Genomic DNA, 17750 nt, shown 5'->3' with positions numbered 1-17750 from the left:
AGCCGGCGAACCGACACCGCGTCGAAATCCTCCCGCAACACCACCACAGAGCCCATCACGCCCTCCTCTCGGACAACCAGCGTGAATCACTGTTCGGCCCTCAAGGGAATCCCCTGAGTCAGCGTCAGCGGCGATTGGTATTAATGGGGAGGGACCGCTCGCCGAAGGCGAGCAGGGTGGGGAAGTGCGGGCCGGAGCTGGGCGTCGGGAATGATCGCGACTCCCCCACCCTGACCGCTTCGCGGTCTGTCCCTCCCCATCAAGGGAGGGAAAGCTCACTTCTTCAGGGTCGGGCTCGCCAGGTCCAGCTGGTCGCTGGGGATCACCTCCAGGTTCGGCAACTTGGCCTTCAGGGCCTCGGTGAAGGTCTTGGCGTCGCCGGCGATCACCACGCTGGCCTGGGCCGGGTCCAGGGTGCGCCGGGCGAAGGCTTGCACCTGGCCCGCATCGACGGCCTCGACCTTGGCGGTGTAGCGGCCGACCTCGTCGAGGGGGACGCCGTAGAGCGCCAGGTTGCCCAGGATATCGGCCAGGCCGCCGGAGGTGGCCAGTTCGCGGCCGTATTCGCCCACCAGGGTGGACTTGCGCGCCGTCAGCTCGGCCGCGCCGGCCGGCTCGGCGGCCAGTGTCGCCATCTCGGCGGTGATCAGGTCCAGGACCTGGACGGCCGATTCGTTCTTGGTCTGCGCCGAGGCGCGGAAGGAGCCGGTGGTCCGGGTGGTCGAGAGCCGGGCCGAGGCGCCATAGGACAGGCCGCGCTTGATGCGGATTTCCTGGTTCAGGCGGGCGGAATAGCCGCCGCCCAGCACCGTCGTGGCCACCACGCCGGGATAATAGTCCGGGTCGTTCCGCGCGATGGCCGGCTTCAGCACATTGACCGAGGCCTGGCCGGTGCCGGGGATGTCGATGGCCACGGCGCGGGCCTTGGCCTGGGGCGTGATCGTGGGCGACGGCGGCAAGGCGGCGGCCGGCTTCGCCCAGGCCCCGAACGCCTGTTCGGCCATCGCGAAGCCCTGCTCGGCGCTGATGTCGCCGGTCAGCACCAGGATGGCGTTGTCCGGTCGGAACCAGGTCTGGTGCAGCTTCGCCAGATCGGCGGGCTTGAGCTTGGTCAGCGAGTCCGGCGTCCCTTGGACCGCGTGGCCGAACGGCGTGCCGCCATAGACCACCGGGGCGGCGGCAAAGCCCGCCACCTGGCCCGGCTGCTGGTAGGCGACGCGCAGGCCGTCCAGCGACTGCTCGCGCTGGCGGTCCAGCTCCTCAGGCGAAAAGGCCGGATGGATCGCCACGTCGGCCATGATCGTCATCGCCGCCTTCAGCTTGTCGGGCATGACATTGAGCGTCACCGACGAGGACTCCAGGCCGCCGGCCGACGACAGGTTGGCGCCCAGGCTCTCGGTCTGGCTGGCGATCTGCTGGGCCGAGCGGGTTAGGGTGCCCTCGCTCAGCATGTCGGCCATCATCGAGGCAGCGCCGGCCAGGCCGGCAGGATCGGCCCAGGCCCCCGTCTTCACCGTCAGGTCGGCGGTGACCAGGGGCAGGTCGGACGAGCGGGCGACGATGACCCGCAGGCCGTTGGCCAGGGTCTTCTCCGCCGGCTTCGGCAGCACCGGCTGCACGGGCGCGGCGATGGGCGGCGGCTTCTGGCGCTCCGCCTCGGGGGCCAGGGTGAAGACCGCGCCGTTGAAGCTGGCTACGGTCCTGGGCGGCTGCGGGACGACGGGCGGCGCATCGCCCTTCGGACGCTCGCTCTCCGGGCGGTAGCGGATGGTCATGCGGCGGTCGTCGACGAGATATTTCTTCGCCACCCGCTGGATGTCGGCGCCGGTCACGGCCTGCAGCTTCGCCAGGGTGGTGTTCACCGCCGCCGGGTCGCCGTCGACCCGCAGGGCATAGCCCAGCGCGCTGGCCCGGCCCTCGATGGTCTCGCGTTCGCGCAGGGCGTCGGTGAGCAGCTCGTTCTTGGCCTCGGAGAGTTCCGCCTGGGTCGGCGGGGCGTCGCGCAGCCGCTTCACCTCGGCCAGCAGGGCGGTCTCGCCCTGCGCGATCGTGTGGCCGCTGGCCATGATCGCGCCGACCATGACCAGGCCCTGGTCGTGCGGCAGGTCGGCGTTGGAGAAGGATTCCGCGGCGATCTGCTGCCTGTAGACCAGGCTGTTGTAGAGCCGCGACGACTTGCCGGCCGACAGGATGGCGTCCAGCACCTTGAGCGCCGGGGCGTCGGGGTCGGAGGCCGCCGCGCCCTGCCAGCTCACCACCACGGCCGGCAGCGGAACGTTGGGGCCGTAGCCGTCGAACACCCCGGGCGTGGTGCGCGGCGGCTCCTTGACGGTGACCCGCGGCAGCGGCTTGGTAGGGGTCTTCAGCGGGCCGAAATAGCGGTCGATCCAGGCGTTCAGCTTCCCCTCGTCAAAGTTGCCGACCACGATCAGGGCGGCGTTGTCGGGCCGATAGTAGGTCTCGTGGAAGGCGCGCACGTCGTCGACGGTCGCGGCATCCAGTTCCTCGATCGAGCCGATGCCGGGGCGCTTGTAGGGGTGGGTGGTGTAGCTGGCCTGCGGCAGGTACAGCGCCGTAAGCCGGCCGTACGGCGAGGCCAGGACCCGCTGGCGCAGCTCCTCCTTGACCACGTCGCGCTCCGACTTGAAGTTGGCCTCGTCGACCACCAGCGTGCCCAGCCGGCTGGCCTCGGCCCAGATCAGCCGCTCCAGGTGGTTGGCCGGCACGACGTCGTAGTAGTCGGTGAAGTCGTCGGCGGTCGACGCGTTGTTGGCGCCGCCGACGTCCTCGGTCATGCGGTCGAAGCTCTCGGCCGGCAGGTCGCGCGTGGCCTTGAACATCAGGTGTTCGAACAGGTGCGCGAAGCCGGAGCGGCCCTCCGGGTCGTCCTTGGAGCCCACGCCGTACCAGACCTGGACGGTCACGTTGGGCGTCGCCCGGTCGAGCGAGGTGTAGGCCTTCAAGCCGTTCGGCAGGGTCCGCGAGGTGAACTTGATCGGCGGGACTTCGGCCGCTGCGGCCGGGGCGGCGAGCGCCAGCGGCGCCAGGGCCGTGGTCGTGAGCAGAACGGCGAGGCCGGCGGCGCGGAGGGTGCGAAACATGGAACATCCCGGACGGTTGGAGCCCAGAACCTAGCACCCAACCGCGACGTGGAAAGCTTACGAGTTTTCATGTGGCCGCCTGTTTCCCGCACGGGGCTTGGGGTGCGAAGGGGCGAGCCTATATGCAAGACGAAGGGGCGATTGTTCCGGCTGCACTTGGGGGCCGCAAGCATACGGGTCGGCCAGGCCGCTGAGCAAATAGCGCTCTTGCAGGACCGGTCTGCACAACCGCAGAATAAGACTATGTTCGATTGGAATGACCTGAAGGCGTTCCTGGCCGTGGCGCGAGGCGGCTCGACCCTGGCTGCCTCCAAGGCGCTGGGCGTCAACCAGACCACCGTGGCGCGACGGATCGAGAGCCTGGAGCACGACCTGGGCTTCAAGCTGTTCGAACGCGGCCAGACCGGCAGCCGGCTGACCGAGTCCGGCGACGCGATGATCGGCGACGCCGAGGCTGTCGAGCGCGCCGCCATCCGCTTCGCCAACCAGGCGGCGGGCCAGCTGCGCGGCGTGGCCGGGGGCCTGCGGCTCACCACCAACGAGCTGGTGGCCAACAGCATGGTGATCCCGGCCCTGCCGGAGTTCCGCAAGGCGCACCCCGACGTGCAGGTCGACCTGGTGATCACCGACCGCTCGCTGGACCTGGAGAACGGCGAGGCCGACCTGGCCATCCGCACGGCCCAGACCCTGGCGATCTCCGACCTGGTGGCGCGCAAGATCTGCGACCATGACATGGCGCTCTATTGCAGCCGCGACTACGCGTCCCGGCGCGGGGTGCCGGCGTCCTACGACGACCTGAAGGACCACGACCTGATCGACGTCACCGTCGACATGGGCGAGATGCCGGCCGCCACCTGGATGATGCGTCACTCGGGCGGCAAGTCGCCGATCACCCGCTCCAACAGCATGGGCAGCCTGGTGCATGCGGTGAAGGCCGGCCTGGGGATCGGCGCGTTACCCTGCACCATCGCCGACACCGACCGCGACATGGTGCGCTGTTCCGACTGCATCGAAGAGGCCCGCGCCAGCTCGTGGATCGTCACCCGGCGCGAGCTGAAGGACACGCCGCGGGTGCGCGCCTTCATCGACTTCATGGCCCCCTACCTGTCCGCCCAGATCAAGCTGGTGGAGGAGCGCGGCCGCATGCGCCTGGCCGAAGACGCCGACCGCATCGTGCCCTTCCCGACCAAGATGGGGTCTGGGGGATAGAAGTCTCCAAATCATCCTAGGCGGTGGGGTATACGTCGCCCCAGTCCAGCCGGCGGGCGACCGCATAGGCTGGCTTGTCGCGGCGCGGGACGAAGCGCTGCTCGAGGCCGTCGGCGGTGCAGAGTTTGAGGTCGATGCCGGGCTTGCCGACCCGGGGGCGGGCCACGACGCGGGGCGTGCGGGCCTCGGCGGCGATGTGGGGCCGGGCGGCCAGCAGGTAGGCGAACTTCTCGTCCTCGAAGGGGACCTCGGCGCCCTTGGCCAGGCGGTGGTCGCGGCTGCGCGGCAGGCGGACGCTGAAGTGGCACCAGTCGGGGGCGACCAGCGGGCAGGCGGCGTGGTGCGGGCAGGGAGCGAGGATCGTCGCGCCGGCGGCGATCAGGGCGTCGCGGGCGGCCAGCAGGCGCCTGTAGCCGGCGGGCGTGCCCGGCTCGACCAGGGCCAGGACGCCGGCCGTCGCCTGCCAGAGCGCGTCCGCCACTAACGGCTGCTTGGGCGGTGGGATTTCGGCCAGGGCGTAGCTGGCGAGGACCAGGTCGGCGGGCGGGAAGCCGCCGGCGGTGAGGTCGGCGCGGCGGGCCTCGGCACGGTCCAGCGGGTTGCCGGTGGCCAGGCGCCGGGCCAGGTCGAGGAACGGCGGGCTGGCGTCCAGCCAGCGGATGTCGCGCAGCGACGGCCAGGCCTCCAGCGCCGCCCAGCTGCCGCCGCCGGGTCCGCTGCCGGCGTCGAGCAGGGACGCAGGCGCGAAGCCGGGGGCCATCCGCTGCGCCTCGGCGAACACCTCGCAGGTGGCGGCGTAGGTGGCGGGCAACCTGGCGAGCGCATAGGCCAGGGCGTCGTCGCGGCCCTGGATCGCCGTCGCCGAGGCGCCGCCGCCGCGATAGGTGGCGGTGGTGGCCGCCGTGCGTTGGGCCAGGTCGCGGCGCGAGACGCCGGCGAGCTCGCGGTCGATGGCGGCGCGGAGCGCCGGCGGCAGCTCGCGCGACATCGCTCAGGCCAGGGCGGCGGCCCGCTGTTTCGCCAGAGCCTCGGCGACCGCGGGGTCGGCCAGCCCCGAGGTGTCGCCCACCTCGCCGGTGGCGGCGATGCGCTGCAGCACCGGACGGACCACCTCGCCCGCGGCGGTCTTCGGCAGGGCGCCGAAGATCACCGCCTCCGGCACCGCGGCCTCGCCCATCTCGCGGCGCAGGTAGCCCTTCAGGTCGGCGGCCAGCACGTCGGAGGCGATCAGCGCGGGATCGGGAGTGACGAAGGCCCACAGCCCCTCGCCCTTGGTGGCGTGCGGCGCCCCGACCACGGCGACCTCGGCGACGGCGTGGTGCACGGCCAGGGTCGCCTCGATGTCGTCGCAGGACAGGCGCTGGCCCGAGACGATGACGTCGTCGTCGCCGCGGCGCGCGGCGCGGTTCCTGACCAGGTCGTCGACCACGGCCGGTTCGGCCAGGGTGGAGGTGTCGCCCAGGTTGGCCAGGTCGTCCTCGGCGATCTTGCGCAGGATGCGGCGCATGATCTTGCCCGAGCGGGTCTTGGGCAGGCCGGGCGCGAACTGGATGACGTCGGGCGCCGCGAACGGGCCGATCTCGCGGCGGACATGGCCGCGCAGGTCGGCCATCAGCGCCTCGGTCGGGTCGATGCCGACCTTCAGCGTCACGTAGCAGTAGATGCCCTGGCCCTTGATATCGTGCGGATAGCCGACGACGGCGGCCTCGGCGACCGCGACGTGGCTGACCAGGGCGCTCTCGATCTCGGCGGTGCCCAGGCGGTGGCCGGACACGTTGATCACGTCGTCCACCCGGCCGGTGATCCAGTAGTAGCCGTCCTCGTCGCGCCGCGCGCCGTCGCCGGTGAAGTATTTGCCCGGATAGGTTGAGAAGTAGGTGTCGATGAACCTCTGGTGGTCGCCATAGACCGTCCGCATCATGCCGGGCCAGCTGTCGGTGATGCAGAGGTTGCCGTTGATCGCGCCGTCCAGCACCAGGCCCTCGGCGTCGACCAGCTGTGGCTTCACGCCGGGCAACGGCTTGGCGCAGGAGCCGGGCTTCAGCGCGTGGGCGCCGGGCAGCGGGGTCATCAGGCAGGCGCCGGTCTCGGTCTGCCACCAGGTGTCGACGATCGGGCAGCGGCCCTCGCCCACCACGCGGTGGTACCAGAGCCAGGCCTCCGGATTGATCGGCTCGCCGACCGTGCCCAGCAGGCGGATCGAGGCGCGCGACGCCTTCTGCACCGGCCCGTCGCCCTCGCGCATCAGCGCCCGCAGCGCCGTGGGCGCGGTGTAGAAGATCTCGACCTTGTGCTTGTCGCAGACCTCCCAGAACCGCGAGGAGGTCGGATAGTTGGGCACGCCCTCGAACATCAGGCTGGTCGCGCCGTTGGCCAGGGGGCCGTAGACCACATAGCTGTGGCCCGTGACCCAGCCGACGTCGGCGGTGCACCAGAAGACCTCGCCCGGCCGATAGTCGAACACCGTCTCATGCGTCCAGCTGGCCCAGGCCAGGTAGCCGCCGGTGGTGTGCAGCACCCCCTTGGGCTTTCCGGTCGAGCCGGAGGTGTAGAGGATGAACAGCGGGTCCTCGGCGTTCATCGGCTCGGGATCGCAGGTGTCGGGGACGGTCTTCTTCAGGTCCGAGAACCAGGCGTCGCGGCCGGCCATCATCGGCACGTCGGTGGCGGTGCGGCGGACCACGATCACGTCGGTGACGCCCGGGCAGGCCTTCAGCGCCTCGTCCACATTGGCCTTCAGCGGCACGGTCTTGCCGCCGCGCAGGCCCTCGTTGGCGGTGATCACCACCTTGGAGTCGCAATCCTGGATGCGGCCGGCGATGCTGTCGGGGGAGAAGCCGCCGAACACCACCGAATGGATCGCCCCGATCCGCGCGCAGGCCAGCATCGAGGCCGCCGCCGCCGGGATCATCGGCAGGTAGATGGTCACCCGGTCGCCCTTGCCGACCCCCTTGGCCTTCAGCACATTGGCCCAGCGGCAGACCTCGGTGTGCAGCTCGCGATAGGTCAGGGTGTCATAGACCGCCGGGTCATCGCTCTCCCAGATCAGGGCCACGGTGTCGCCGTTGGAGTGCAGGTGGCGGTCCAGGCAGTTGACCGAGACGTTGAGCACGCCATCGGCGTACCAGCGCACACGGAAGTCCTCCCGGTGGAAGGAAATGTCCTTCACCTCGGTGAAGGGCGTGATCCAGTCCAGGCGCCGGCCGATGTCGCCCCAGTAGCCGGCGGGGTCGGCGTCCTCGCGCCGCACCGCGGCCTCATAGGCGGCCGCGTTCATGTGGGCCTTCTTCGCCCAGGCCTCGGGAACCGGGAAAACGTCGCCGTCGGACACGCTGAACCTCCAAGGCTGCGTGTTACGCAGTAGCCGGAGTGGGCGGCCGGGCGCAACACGCCGCACCCTGCACCCTTGCGGCGACTCAACAAGCCGGGGATTTTCCAGCGATGTATCGCGCGCCTGCCATCCTCGTGTTCGCCGCCCTGGGACTCAGCGCCTGTGGCGGCTCGGCGCCGCAGAGCGCCACCGAAAGCGCCAGCCGGCTGCTGGCGGCGGCGGTCAAGGGCGACCGGGTCGCCTTCGAGGCGCAGATCGACCGCACGGCGGTGCGCGAGGACGTGCGCCGCCAGGTGGCGGAGATGGGCCGGGCCACTCTGCTGGACGTGGACGGCGGGGCCTCGGAGTTCGCCCTGGACCGGATGATCAGCCCTGCGGCCTTCCGGGTGGTGCGGGCCGGCAGCGGCGAGGCCCTGCGCACGGCGCCGACGCCCGGTCAGGTGGCGCGGCTGATGACCCAGGTGGACGGCCGCCACGCCTGCCTGAAGGATGTCAAGGCGGGCCCATGCCTACTGACCTTCGCCAAGGCCAAGGACCGCTGGCGGCTGGTCGGCATGAAGGCGACCGACCTGACGATCGCCGTCGCCGGAGACTGATCCGTCAGGCCGCCAGCGCGCGGCGCCGGCGCAGCGCCATGCCGGCCAGGCCGAAGCCGCCGATCATCAGGGTCCAGGTCGCGGGCTCCGGCACGCCGCCGCCGACCGGCAGGTCGTGGGTATGGGGCGCCATCTGGGCGACTGTCAGGGTGGTGTTGCGCTCGCCCAGGATGTCGCCGACGTTGAAGCCCGCCCCCGAGCCGAGGATCGTGCGTCCGCGCAGGTCGGGCAGGGCGAAGGTGGATTTGCCGTCGCCGCCGTAGACGGTGGTGAGGATAGAGAACAGGGCGGAGTTGCTCCTGATCGTGAGAAGTTGGCCGTTGGCGAACGCCCAGCCGGCGGGCGCCACCTTGCCGGCGTAAGCGACCACCTCGCCATAGTAAGGCGCGTCCGGCGCCGCGCCGCTGCCGTCGCGGCTGGGGAAGAGGCCCTGCAGCGAGATCAGATAGTTCAGCCCCAGCGAGGCCTGGGCGTTGTCGAACGGAGAGCCGCCGCCGTCGAGATCGGTGAGACCGCCGCCGGGCAGGCTGTGGTCATGGGCGGGCAGATTGCTCTCGCTCAACACCACGGAGTCGCTGCCGAACGCCTCTCCCAAGGTGACTCCGTCGCCTACGCCTACCGCGATGCGGCCGCGCAGGTCCGGCAGGGCGAAGGTGGTCAAGCCGTCGCCGCCGTAGGTCTTGCCGATGACGCCGTAGAGCGCGCCGTAGTCGGCGATGGCCAGCACGCGCCCATCGGCTTGCATGAAGCCGCCGGGATCGAAGTTGCCGGCGAACAGGCTGACCTCGCCCAGGAACGGGTCGGACCCGGTCCCACCCGCCGGGGCCCGGTAGGCGATCTGGTAGTTGAGGCCGAGCGCGGGCTGGACGTTGTCGAGCGGGCTGGAGCCGCCGGCCGGGCCAGTCACGCCGCCGCCCGGCAGGCCGTGGTCATGGGTCGGCAGCTGGCCCAGGGTCATGACGTTGGTCGCCGAACCGACCTGATCGCCCAGGCCATAGGTCGCCCCGCCGGGCTGGCCGCCGATGCCGATCGCGGCGCGGCCGGTGAGGTCGGGCAGGGCGAAGGTCGTCTTGCCGTTGCCGCCGTAGCGCTCCTGAAGGACCGCAAACAGCGCGGTGTTGCCGCCGATCGACAGGGTCTGGCCCTGCGCCTTCGGCATGCCGAAGGCTCCGAAGTCGCCCGCGAAGGTGTGGATCATGCCGATCGTGTTGATGGCGCTCGCGTCGCCGCACTCGCGGCACGGAAAGTTGCCCTGGGTGGCTATGGACTGGGTCAGCACCAGCGACGGCTGATAGTTGTTGATCGGCGCGCCGGACCCGGCCGATCCGGTCTGCGCGGCGGCGGCAGTCGCCACCGCGAGAAACGCGCCGGCGGCGGCCGACATGAGGTGGAATTGTCGCACGGCATGGCCCCCGGTCCAGGCGCCGCCTACGGCCGCACTGCAGACCTAGAGCAGCCTAAACCCAAGCCAGAGAACCGCGCTATCGATTCTCCTTTTGCGCGAGTCGAAGCCCGGCCCCGCCTTTCGCGCCACGTCGGATTTGCTTTATCCGCGGGGCCACCCGGTAGTAAGGCGCCTGCGTCTCAGTCCGAGGAATTCCCATGCTGCTGCACTTTTCCACCTGGGCCGAGATCGACGGGTTCCTGGCCCGCTCGAAGACCGTGGTGATCCCGATCGGCTCCAACGAGCAGCATGGCCCGACCGGCCTGCTGGGCACCGACTGGCTGTGCCCGGAAATCATCGCCCACGAGGCGCAGAAGGCCGGTGACATCCTGGTGGCGCCCACCTTCAACATCGGCATGGCGCAGCATCACCTGGACTTCCCGGGCACCATCGCGCTGCGCCCCTCCACCTTCATGCTGGCGATCGGCGACTGGGTGCGCAGCCTGGCGCACCACGGGTTCGAGAAGATCTATTTCCTGAACGGCCACGGCGGCAACGTCGCCACCATCGAGGCGGCCTTCTCCGAGCTCTACGCCTAGGTCAGCTATTCGGGCCGCAACCGCGGCTTCGCCTGCAAGCTGAAGAACTGGTGGGACCTGAAGGGCGTGCTGGGCCTGGCCAACCGCCAGTTCCCGGTGGGCCACGGCAGCCACGCCACCCCCAGCGAGATCGCGGTGACCCAGTGGGCCTATCCTGACGCCATCAAGAACGCCAACTACGCCCCCCAGATCGCCCCCACCGGCCCGATCCGCGAAGCCGCCGACTTCCGCGCCCGCTACGCCGACGGCCGCATGGGTTCCGACCCCGGCCTGGCGACGCCGGAAAAGGGCGGGGAACTGGTGAAGCTGGCCGCCGCGTCGCTGCTGGAGGACGTGGCCGGGTTCGGGGCCGAGGTGGCGCCGGGGTAGCTGCTTGCGCGACAGGAGGATCGTGAGTCCCGGTCTTGGGCTTTGCCCAAACACGGGATGACACCCTTGGGTAGATTCCGACCTCGAAACCCCAACCCCCGGCTGTCATCCCGGTTTCGCCGCCAGGCGAAGACCGGGCCCCACGACTGGATGATGTTGCCATAATGTTCCGTTCGAGGCCAGGCTTTTTCATGGCTGGGCCGTAGGGCAAGCGACGGTCGAACCGACCTCCCGTAACAATCGTGGGTCCCGGTCTTGGGCTGCGCCCAAACCGGGATGACACACGGCGTGGGGGCGCCGCGTGGGGGATGGCGTCAGGCCGTCCAGACCTCGTCGCCCCTCACCTCGACCGGCCAGGGCGCGATCTGCTCGCCAAGGCACGGCGCGGTGACGGCCACGCCTTGCAGGGTGAACAGCGCCCCGTGGCCCGAGCAGAGGATGTGGCGGCCGTCGCGGGTCAGGTAGCGGTCGTCCATCGGGGCCAGGGGCCAGCCGGCGTGGGGGCAGCTGTCGACGAAGCCGCGGGCAGCCTCGCCCTGGCGGATCACGAAGCCGGCGAACAGCCGCGAGCCGTCGCGGAACCGGAAGCTCTTGCCGCCAGGGTCGGCGATCTCCGCCAGGGCGCAGAGGCGGACGCCGGCCGGCGGACGGGCGGAATTGTCAGGCTCAGAGTTGGCCAAGCGAGGCTCGGAAGGCGGTGATCGCCACGCGCTGCCACAGCCCGGCCCGGGTATAGGGATCCGCGGCGCTGAACGCTTCGGCGGCGGCCTTGTCGGCGACCTCGAGGATCAGCAGCGAGCCGGCCATATCGCCCTGGTCGTCGAGCAGCGGGCCGCCCAGCTTCACCTCGGTCCGGCCGCCGACATAGGCCAGATGCGCCTCGCGGTTGGTCAGGCGCAGGTCGAGCGAACCCGCCTTGTCGAGGCAGTGCAGGACGAAGAGCGGCATCGGGTCATTCCTCTCGCAACGGCCGGGAAAGCAGGCCACGGATGGCGTCGTCGACCCCGGCCTGGCCGGCCAGGATGGCGGCGACCGCCTCGCAGATCGGGGTCTCGACGCCAAGCTTGCGGGCCAGGTCGCGCACGGCGGGGGCCGAGGCGACGCCCTCGGCGACCGAGAGCTTGCCGGACAGCGCCTCGTCCAGGGTCTGGCCGCGGCCCAGGGCCAGGCCGACGCTCATGTTGCGCGATTGCGGGCTGGAGCAGGTCAGCACCAGATCGCCAAGGCCGCAGAGGCCGGCCACCGTCTCGGCCTGGCCGCCCAGCGCCACGGCCAGCCGGGTCAGTTCGGCGAAACCGCGGGTGATCAGGGCGGCGTGGGCGGAGCGGCCCAGCCCGCGGCCCTCGACGATGCCGCAGGCGATGGCCAGCACGTTCTTCACCGCCCCGCCGGCCTCGGCGCCGATCATGTCGGTGGCGAAGTAGGGCCGGAACGTGGGCGTGGCGATGGCCTCCGCAAGGTCTTCGGCGCAGCCGTCCGCGGGACAGGCCAGGGTCACGGCGGTGGGCAGGCCGCGCGCCACCTCGCCGGCGAAGCTGGGGCCGGAAAGCACCGCCGGGGCGGCCTGCGGGATGGTCTCGCCCAGCACCTCGGTCATCAGCTTCAGCGTGCCTTGCTCGACGCCCTTGGAGCAGAGCAGGATCGGCAGGCCGGCCTTGGCGTGGGCGGCGAAGGCGCCGAGCGTGGCGCGCAGGTGCTGGGCCGGCGCCACGGCCAACACCAGGTCGCTGCCGGCCAGGTCCGCGAGATCGGCGGTGGCGCGGATCAGCGGATCCAGCGGCAGGCCGGCCAGGAAGACCCGGTTCTCATGGGCGGTGTTGATGCTCTCCACCACCTCGGGCTCGCGGGCCCACAGGATGACCTCGCGGCCGGCGCGGGCGCAGACCTGCGCCAGGGCCGTGCCCCACGCGCCGCCGCCGATCACGCCGGCCCGGTTGAGCCCAGGGCGGCTCATGCCTTGGCGCCTTTGCGGCCGGGGGTGTGGATCGGGTTGGCGTTGGCCGCGGCTTCGTCCAGCGGCCAGCGCGGGCGGGCCACAGCGTCGAGGCCGTCGGAGATCCCCAGGGCCAGCCGCTCGGCGCCGGCCAGCGCGATCATGGCGGCATTGTCGGTGCAGTAGGCCAGCGGCGGGGCCGCGAAGCTGAAGCCGCCCGCCGTCGCCGTCGCCTCCAGCCGGGCCCGGACCGCCCGGTTGGCCGCGACGCCGCCAGCCACCACGAACCGCAGGCCCTGGCCGCGGTGGGCGAGGGCGTAGGCGGCCATGGCGCGGTCCGACTTCTCGGCCAGCTGGCCGGCGATGGCGGCCTGGACGGCGGCCGCCAGGTCGCGGCGCTGGGTCTCCCCGCTCACGCCCTCGACCAGCCGCGCGGCGGCGGTCTTCAGGCCGGAGAACGAGAAATCGCAGTCCTTGCGGCCGAGCAGCATGCGCGGCAGCTGAAAGGCTCCCGCGTCGCCGCCGTCGGCCAGCGCCTCCAACGCCGGGCCGCCCGGATAGGGCAGGCCCAGGGCCTTGGCGATCTTGTCGAAGGCCTCGCCGGCAGCGTCGTCGAGGGTCGAGCCCAGGCGGCGGCAGGCGCCCACGCCCTCCACGCTCAGCAGCTGGCAATGCCCGCCGCTGACCAGCAGCAGCAGGAACGGGTAGGCGATGTCCGCACCCAGCCGGGCGGAGACCGCATGGCCCTCCAGGTGGTTCACCGCCACCAGCGGCAGGCCGCGGGCCAGCGCCACCGCCTTGCCGAACGACAGCCCGACCATCACCCCGCCGACCAGGCCCGGCCCCGCCGTGGCCGCGACCCCGGTCAGCGCGGCGTAGCCCACGCCGGCCTCCGCCAGGGCGGCCTCGGCGATGGCCTCGATGCTCTCGACGTGGGCGCGGGCGGCGATCTCCGGCACCACGCCGCCATAGGGCGCATGCGCGGCGACCTGGCTGCCGACGACCGACGACAGCACCTCGGCGCGGCCATCGGCGTGGCGGCGGACCACGGCGGCGGCGGTCTCGTCGCAGCTGGTCTCGATACCTAAGACGAGTTGGGCTGGGGTCATCCGGTTGCCGGTGGCAGGTTGCTACTGTAGCAGGCCTGCTACGTTTTCCGTTCCCGCAGGTAGACCGCCGCCCGTGCCTTCGCAACCGCCCCAGCCTTTGACACCCGTCCGGATCGGCGCCCGTGGCTCCAAGCTCAGCCTGGCGCAGGCCGGCCACACGCAGCGCCGCATCGCCGGCCTGCTGGGCGCCGACCCGCTGAACGCCGCCGAGGTCGAGCGCGTGGCGCCGCTGATCGTCATCACCACTTCCGGCGACCGCATCCAGGATCGCCGCCTGCTGGAGATCGGCGGCAAGGGCCTGTTCACCAAGGAGATCGAGGAGGCGCTGCTCGACGGCCGCATCGATTGCGCCATCCATTCGATGAAGGACATGCCCTCGGTGTTGCCGGACGGCCTGTGCGTCGCCGCGATCCCCGTGCGCGAGGACCCGCGCGACGCCTTCCTCAGCCGCGAGGCCGTGACGCTGGAGGACCTGCCGCAGGGCGCGCGCCTGGGCACCGCCAGCCTGCGGCGCCAGGCGCAGTCACTGTACCGGCGGCCGGACCTGGCCGTGCAGATGCTGCGCGGCAATGTCGACACCCGGCTGGCCAAGCTGGCGGCGGGCGAGGCCGATGCGATCCTGCTGGCCTATGCGGGCCTGCGGCGGCTGGGGATGGGCGACCTGCCCAAGAGCCTGATCGACCCCAAGGAGTCTCCGCCCGCCCCGGGGCAGGGCGCCCTGGCCATCGAGACCCGTGAGGCCGACCGCGACCTGCCCTGGCTGCAGGCCCTGCGCTGCGAGACCACTACCCTGTGCGTGACCGCCGAGCGCGGCGCCCTGGCCTCGCTGGAGGGCTCCTGCAAGACCCCGGTGGGGGCGCACGCCTGGCTGGAGGCCGGCGGCGTGCAGCTGATCGTCGAGGCCCTGTCGCCCGATGGCCGCCTGCGCTTCCGCCACGCCGGCTCGGCGGAGCTCTCGCAGCTCTCCGACCCCCTGGCCTCGGCCCGCGACCTTGGCCTGTCGCTGGGCCAGGCGATCAAGGACGAGGCCGGCGACGCGATCGTGCTGTAAACACCCCTCCCTCTGGCTTCGCCAGGGGAGAGGAGATTTGGGGATTTTCGCACCCTGGCCCACACCGATCTGCGGTCGGGGCATTGAACAAGCCTCCGCCGCGCCGCATCGTCGGACGGTTGAGGTCAACGGTCGGGGAGCAGGGTCGCCGCATGGCGGGGCGCAAGCAGAGAATCTGGATCACCCGGGCCCAGCCCGGCGCGGACGCCACCGCCGAGCGCGTGCGGGCGCTGGGCCATGAGGCGGTGGTGGCGCCGCTGCTGGCGGTGCAGGTGCTGCCGGACGTGCCCGTCGACCTGCGCGGCGTGGCGGCGCTGGCCTTCACCTCCGCCAACGGCGTGCGCGCCTTCGCCGACGCCACCGGCGATCGGGGCCTGAAGGTGTTCGCGGTCGGCTCGGCGACGGCCCTGGCGGCCCGCGCGGTGGGTTTCAAGACCGTGCTGTCGGCGGACGGCGACGTCGACGCCCTGGCCGAGGGCATCGCTGTGCGGCGCGGCGAGATGCGCGGCGTCGTGCTGCATCCCGGCGCGGCGGAGCCGGCCGGCGACCTGGCCGGCGCGCTGGAGAAGCACGGCGTCGAGGCCCGCCACCTGATCCTCTACGAGACCGCGCCGGTGGATATCGAGGCGGAGGCCGCCGAGGCGCTGGCCCGCAGCGACGCGGTGCTGCTGCACTCGCCGCGCGCCGCCCAGGTGCTGGCCCTGCTGCTGAAGCAGCATCCGGGACCGCAGCTCCGCGCGCTGGGCCTCTCCAAGGCGGTGATGAAGCCGCTCAGCCGCACGCGCCTGGCGGCCCGGGCCTTCCCGCCCTTCCCGCTGGAGGGCGCGCTGCTGAACCTGATCGACCGGCGGCCGTGAGCGATCGGCCCGAGGCCCGTGACCGGTTGCGGCGGCCGCTGCTGGGGTTCGGGTTCTGGCTGCTGATCGCCTTCGGGTTGCTCTGCGTGCTGGCGGGCGCCGGCGTCGTGGCGCTGGGTCCGCGCCTGCTGCCGGCCGATCCGCACACCGCGTCCTCGACGCCGGCGCCGACCCCATCGCCGGCCGCGGCGCCCGGCCGCGCGGTGAACTAGGCTTAGCGCCGGAACGGGATCAGCGTGCCGAGGATCGTCTATCTCCTGCCCGCCCCGGCGAGCGCCACCGGCGGCAACAAGGTCAGCTTCCGGCACGTGGAGGCCCTGACCCGGCTGGGCTACGACGCCGTGGTCCGGGTGCTGGGCGACGCGCCGGCCCCGACCTGGTTCGATCACGCCGCGCCGATGGAGCGCGCCACCGGCCGGCCGGGGCCGGACGACATCCTGGTGTTCCCCGAGGACGCCGGCGAGCTGATGGCGGCCTCGGTCGTGCTCCCCAACCGCAAGGTGGTGTTCTGCCAGAACCCCTATGCCGCGGCGGCCCAGGGAGTGGCGCGGCTGTCGCCTGAGGCCCGCGCCCACTACCGGTCGTTCATGGCCTGCAGCCCGGGCGTGGCGTTGTGGCTGTCGCGCTACCTCGATCACGACCTGATCGGCACGGTCCCGGCCTTCGCCGACGAGCGCGTGTTCGTCCCCACCGCCAAGCAGCCGGTCATCGCCGCCATCCCGCGCAAGCGGCCGGTCGAGCTGCACGCCATCCAGCACATGTTCGGCCGCCTCTACACGGGCGGGACCGACTGGCGGTGGGACGTGATCGAGGCGCGCAGCGAGGCCCAGACCGCCGCCGCCCTGGGCCGCGCCTCGGTGTTCCTCAGCCTGGCGCGGCTGGAGGGGATGAGCATGACCATCCTGGAGGCCATGGCCTGTGACTGCCTGGTCGCCGGCTTCACCGGCCTCGGACCGCGCGAATACACCACCTCGATGAACGGTCTCTGGGTCGAGGAGGACGACTGCGAGGCCGCTGCGATGGCCCTGGTCCGCGCCGTGGCCCTGGCCGAGCAGGCCGGCGCTGCCGCCCACCTGATCCGCCACGCCGCCCGCACCACCGCGGCCCACTGGAGCCATGCCCAGTGCGTGGAAGCCCTGGAGCTGTTCTGGCGCGAGGCGATGGGCGTGACCGCCAACGGGGCGTGAAGGGCGGGCCGTGACCGCCTGACGCTTTGCAAATCGGGCCTACGCGGTTACAAGCCCGCGTCCCTGGACCAGGGCCGCCTTAGCTCAGCTGGTAGAGCACCGCATTCGTAATGCGGGGGTCAGGTGTTCGAGTCACCTAGGCGGCACCATTCCTCATATCCTTCCAGACCGTCTCAGGCCGCCAAGCCGGCGCGCGCCGTGACCTGGGCCTGGAAGAGGTAGCCGCCGCCGCGCAGGGTCTTGATCAGGTCGCCGGCGCCGTCGCAGGCCGACAGCGTGCGGCGCAGGCGGGCGACACGAGCGTCGATGGACCGGCCGCCGGCAGTCGAGCCGTCGCCGTGCAGCAGGGCCACCAGGGCGTCGCGGGGCAGGACCTCGCCGGGGCGGGCGGCCAGGGCGCGCAGCAGGGCGGCGTCGGCGGGGCTGAGGCGCACCGTGCGGCCGGCGGGCGAGGTGACGTAGCCGAGCTCGGCGTCGAAGCGCCAGGTCTCCAGCCCCGCGGCGGCGGTGTGGCGCGCGTGGCGGGCGGTGCGGCGCAGCAGGGCGCGGACCCGGGCCAGCAGCTCCAGGGGATGGATCGACTTCGGCAGGACGTCATCGGCGCCGAACTCCAGCCCCGCGACGCGGTCCAGGGTATCGGCGGCGCAGGCGACCACCAGCACCGGCGCGCCGTCGGCCTCGGACAGTCGGCGGCACAGGGCCAGGCCGTCGGCGTCTGGCAGGGCGGTCTCCAGGATGATCAGGTCGGCGTCCTGGCGGTCGAGGGTGGGCTGGGCCTCCAGCGCTGAGCCGCAGCGTTCGACCTCGTAGCCGTGGCGGCGCAGCATCTCCAGGCCAGGCTCGATGGCGCCGCCGTCGGCGTCGATCCACAAAACCCGGGTCGAACCGTGCGCGGCGGGCAGGCGTGCCCGCCCCGTCCCGGCGGCGAATTCGAAGGCGACATTGGTCGTGGCTGGGGTCATGGCTGGCTTCCGGTCCCGAGGACGATCGCGGGCCGGACCCCGGCGCACCATGACTTTAGACC

15 protein-coding genes, 1 tRNA gene and 2 pseudogenes are annotated in these 17750 nt (G+C 71.9%); 8 read left to right on the top strand and 10 right to left on the bottom strand.

The genetic code is table 11. The features are described 5' to 3' along the window. Positions 1-275: 275 nt before the first annotated feature. Complete coding sequence (locus Q0R13_RS21230) at positions 276-3101, bottom strand: pitrilysin family protein (RefSeq protein ID WP_293907716.1); 2826 nt, start codon at positions 3099-3101, stop codon at positions 276-278. Between the two features lie 243 nt (positions 3102-3344). Here Q0R13_RS21230 and Q0R13_RS21225 point away from each other — a divergent pair, with 243 nt between their 5' ends. Next, complete coding sequence (locus tag Q0R13_RS21225; protein WP_293907714.1) at positions 3345-4310, top strand: LysR family transcriptional regulator; 966 nt, start codon at positions 3345-3347, stop codon at positions 4308-4310. Between the two features lie 16 nt (positions 4311-4326). On the opposite strand, the gene Q0R13_RS21220 is transcribed toward Q0R13_RS21225, so the two are convergent. The 3 genes and pseudogenes from Q0R13_RS21220 to acs all read right to left on the bottom strand — a co-directional run. Then, positions 4327-5298, bottom strand: coding sequence for a small ribosomal subunit Rsm22 family protein (locus Q0R13_RS21220; RefSeq protein WP_293907712.1), 972 nt, complete (start codon positions 5296-5298; stop codon positions 4327-4329). A gap of 3 nt (positions 5299-5301) precedes the next feature. Further along, entirely contained in the window at positions 5302-5640 is a 339-nt protein-coding gene (locus tag Q0R13_RS21215) for a hypothetical protein (RefSeq protein ID WP_366853388.1), read from the bottom strand. 69 nt (positions 5641-5709) lie between these two features. Next, positions 5710-7641, bottom strand: a pseudogene (gene acs, locus Q0R13_RS21210) (acetate--CoA ligase); the annotation flags it as partial. Between the two features lie 110 nt (positions 7642-7751). On the opposite strand from acs, the gene Q0R13_RS21205 reads away from it, so the two are divergent. Next, entirely contained in the window at positions 7752-8237 is a 486-nt protein-coding gene (locus Q0R13_RS21205; RefSeq protein ID WP_293907710.1) for a hypothetical protein, read from the top strand. 4 nt (positions 8238-8241) lie between these two features. Here Q0R13_RS21205 and Q0R13_RS21200 read toward each other — a convergent pair whose 3' ends face one another. Next, positions 8242-9639 (bottom strand): tail fiber protein, encoded by a 1398-nt coding sequence (locus Q0R13_RS21200; protein ID WP_293907708.1) that lies wholly within the window; start codon positions 9637-9639, stop codon positions 8242-8244. A gap of 200 nt (positions 9640-9839) precedes the next feature. Between Q0R13_RS21200 and Q0R13_RS21195 the strand changes: the two are divergent. Then, a pseudogene (locus Q0R13_RS21195) lies at positions 9840-10589 on the top strand (creatininase family protein). Positions 10590-10903: 314 nt separating this feature from the next. Here Q0R13_RS21195 and Q0R13_RS21190 read toward each other — a convergent pair. The 4 genes from Q0R13_RS21190 to tsaD are packed head-to-tail and all read right to left on the bottom strand — an operon-like array spanning position 10904 to position 13631. Then, entirely contained in the window at positions 10904-11269 is a 366-nt protein-coding gene (locus Q0R13_RS21190; protein WP_293907706.1) for a Rieske 2Fe-2S domain-containing protein, read from the bottom strand. Beyond that, entirely contained in the window at positions 11256-11537 is a 282-nt protein-coding gene (locus Q0R13_RS21185; protein ID WP_293907705.1) for a YciI family protein, read from the bottom strand. The genes Q0R13_RS21190 and Q0R13_RS21185 overlap by 14 nt, the downstream gene beginning before the upstream one ends. 4 nt (positions 11538-11541) lie before the next feature. After that, positions 11542-12543, bottom strand: coding sequence for an NAD(P)H-dependent glycerol-3-phosphate dehydrogenase (locus tag Q0R13_RS21180; RefSeq protein ID WP_293907704.1), 1002 nt, complete (start codon positions 12541-12543; stop codon positions 11542-11544). Next, a complete protein-coding gene (gene tsaD / locus Q0R13_RS21175) occupies positions 12540-13631 on the bottom strand; it encodes a tRNA (adenosine(37)-N6)-threonylcarbamoyltransferase complex transferase subunit TsaD (protein WP_293907702.1) in 1092 nt (363 codons plus the stop codon). Before tsaD ends, Q0R13_RS21180 begins: the two co-directional genes overlap by 4 nt. A gap of 73 nt (positions 13632-13704) precedes the next feature. Here tsaD and hemC point away from each other — a divergent pair, with 73 nt between their 5' ends. The 5 genes from hemC to Q0R13_RS21150 all read left to right on the top strand — a co-directional run bounded on the left by hemC (position 13705) and on the right by Q0R13_RS21150 (position 16875). Beyond that, complete coding sequence (gene hemC / locus Q0R13_RS21170) at positions 13705-14682, top strand: hydroxymethylbilane synthase (RefSeq protein WP_293907700.1); 978 nt, start codon at positions 13705-13707, stop codon at positions 14680-14682. Between the two features lie 152 nt (positions 14683-14834). Further along, positions 14835-15539 carry a uroporphyrinogen-III synthase gene (locus Q0R13_RS21165; protein WP_293907698.1) on the top strand — a complete coding sequence of 235 codons (705 nt, stop codon included), beginning with the start codon at positions 14835-14837 and terminating at the stop codon, positions 15537-15539. Further along, positions 15536-15751, top strand: coding sequence for a hypothetical protein (locus Q0R13_RS21160; RefSeq protein ID WP_293907696.1), 216 nt, complete (start codon positions 15536-15538; stop codon positions 15749-15751). The genes Q0R13_RS21165 and Q0R13_RS21160 overlap by 4 nt, the downstream gene beginning before the upstream one ends. Positions 15752-15775: 24 nt before the next feature. Further along, positions 15776-16726 carry a glycosyltransferase gene (locus tag Q0R13_RS21155; protein WP_293907694.1) on the top strand — a complete coding sequence of 317 codons (951 nt, stop codon included), beginning with the start codon at positions 15776-15778 and terminating at the stop codon, positions 16724-16726. Positions 16727-16799: 73 nt separating this feature from the next. After that, positions 16800-16875: transfer RNA gene (locus tag Q0R13_RS21150), tRNA-Thr, on the top strand. 24 nt (positions 16876-16899) lie between these two features. Here the strand turns inward: Q0R13_RS21150 and Q0R13_RS21145 are convergent. Next, positions 16900-17688: a response regulator transcription factor gene (locus tag Q0R13_RS21145; RefSeq protein ID WP_293907692.1), complete on the bottom strand. Its 789-nt coding sequence runs from the start codon at positions 17686-17688 to the stop codon at positions 16900-16902. Positions 17689-17750: the final 62 nt, after the last annotated feature.

Origin of the sequence: Phenylobacterium sp., from assembly GCF_025351295.1 — a bacterium.
Taxonomy (GTDB): domain Bacteria; phylum Pseudomonadota; class Alphaproteobacteria; order Caulobacterales; family Caulobacteraceae; genus Phenylobacterium.
Note: the sequence above shows the minus strand (reverse complement) of the source record. Positions and strands in the feature narration are given on the sequence as shown.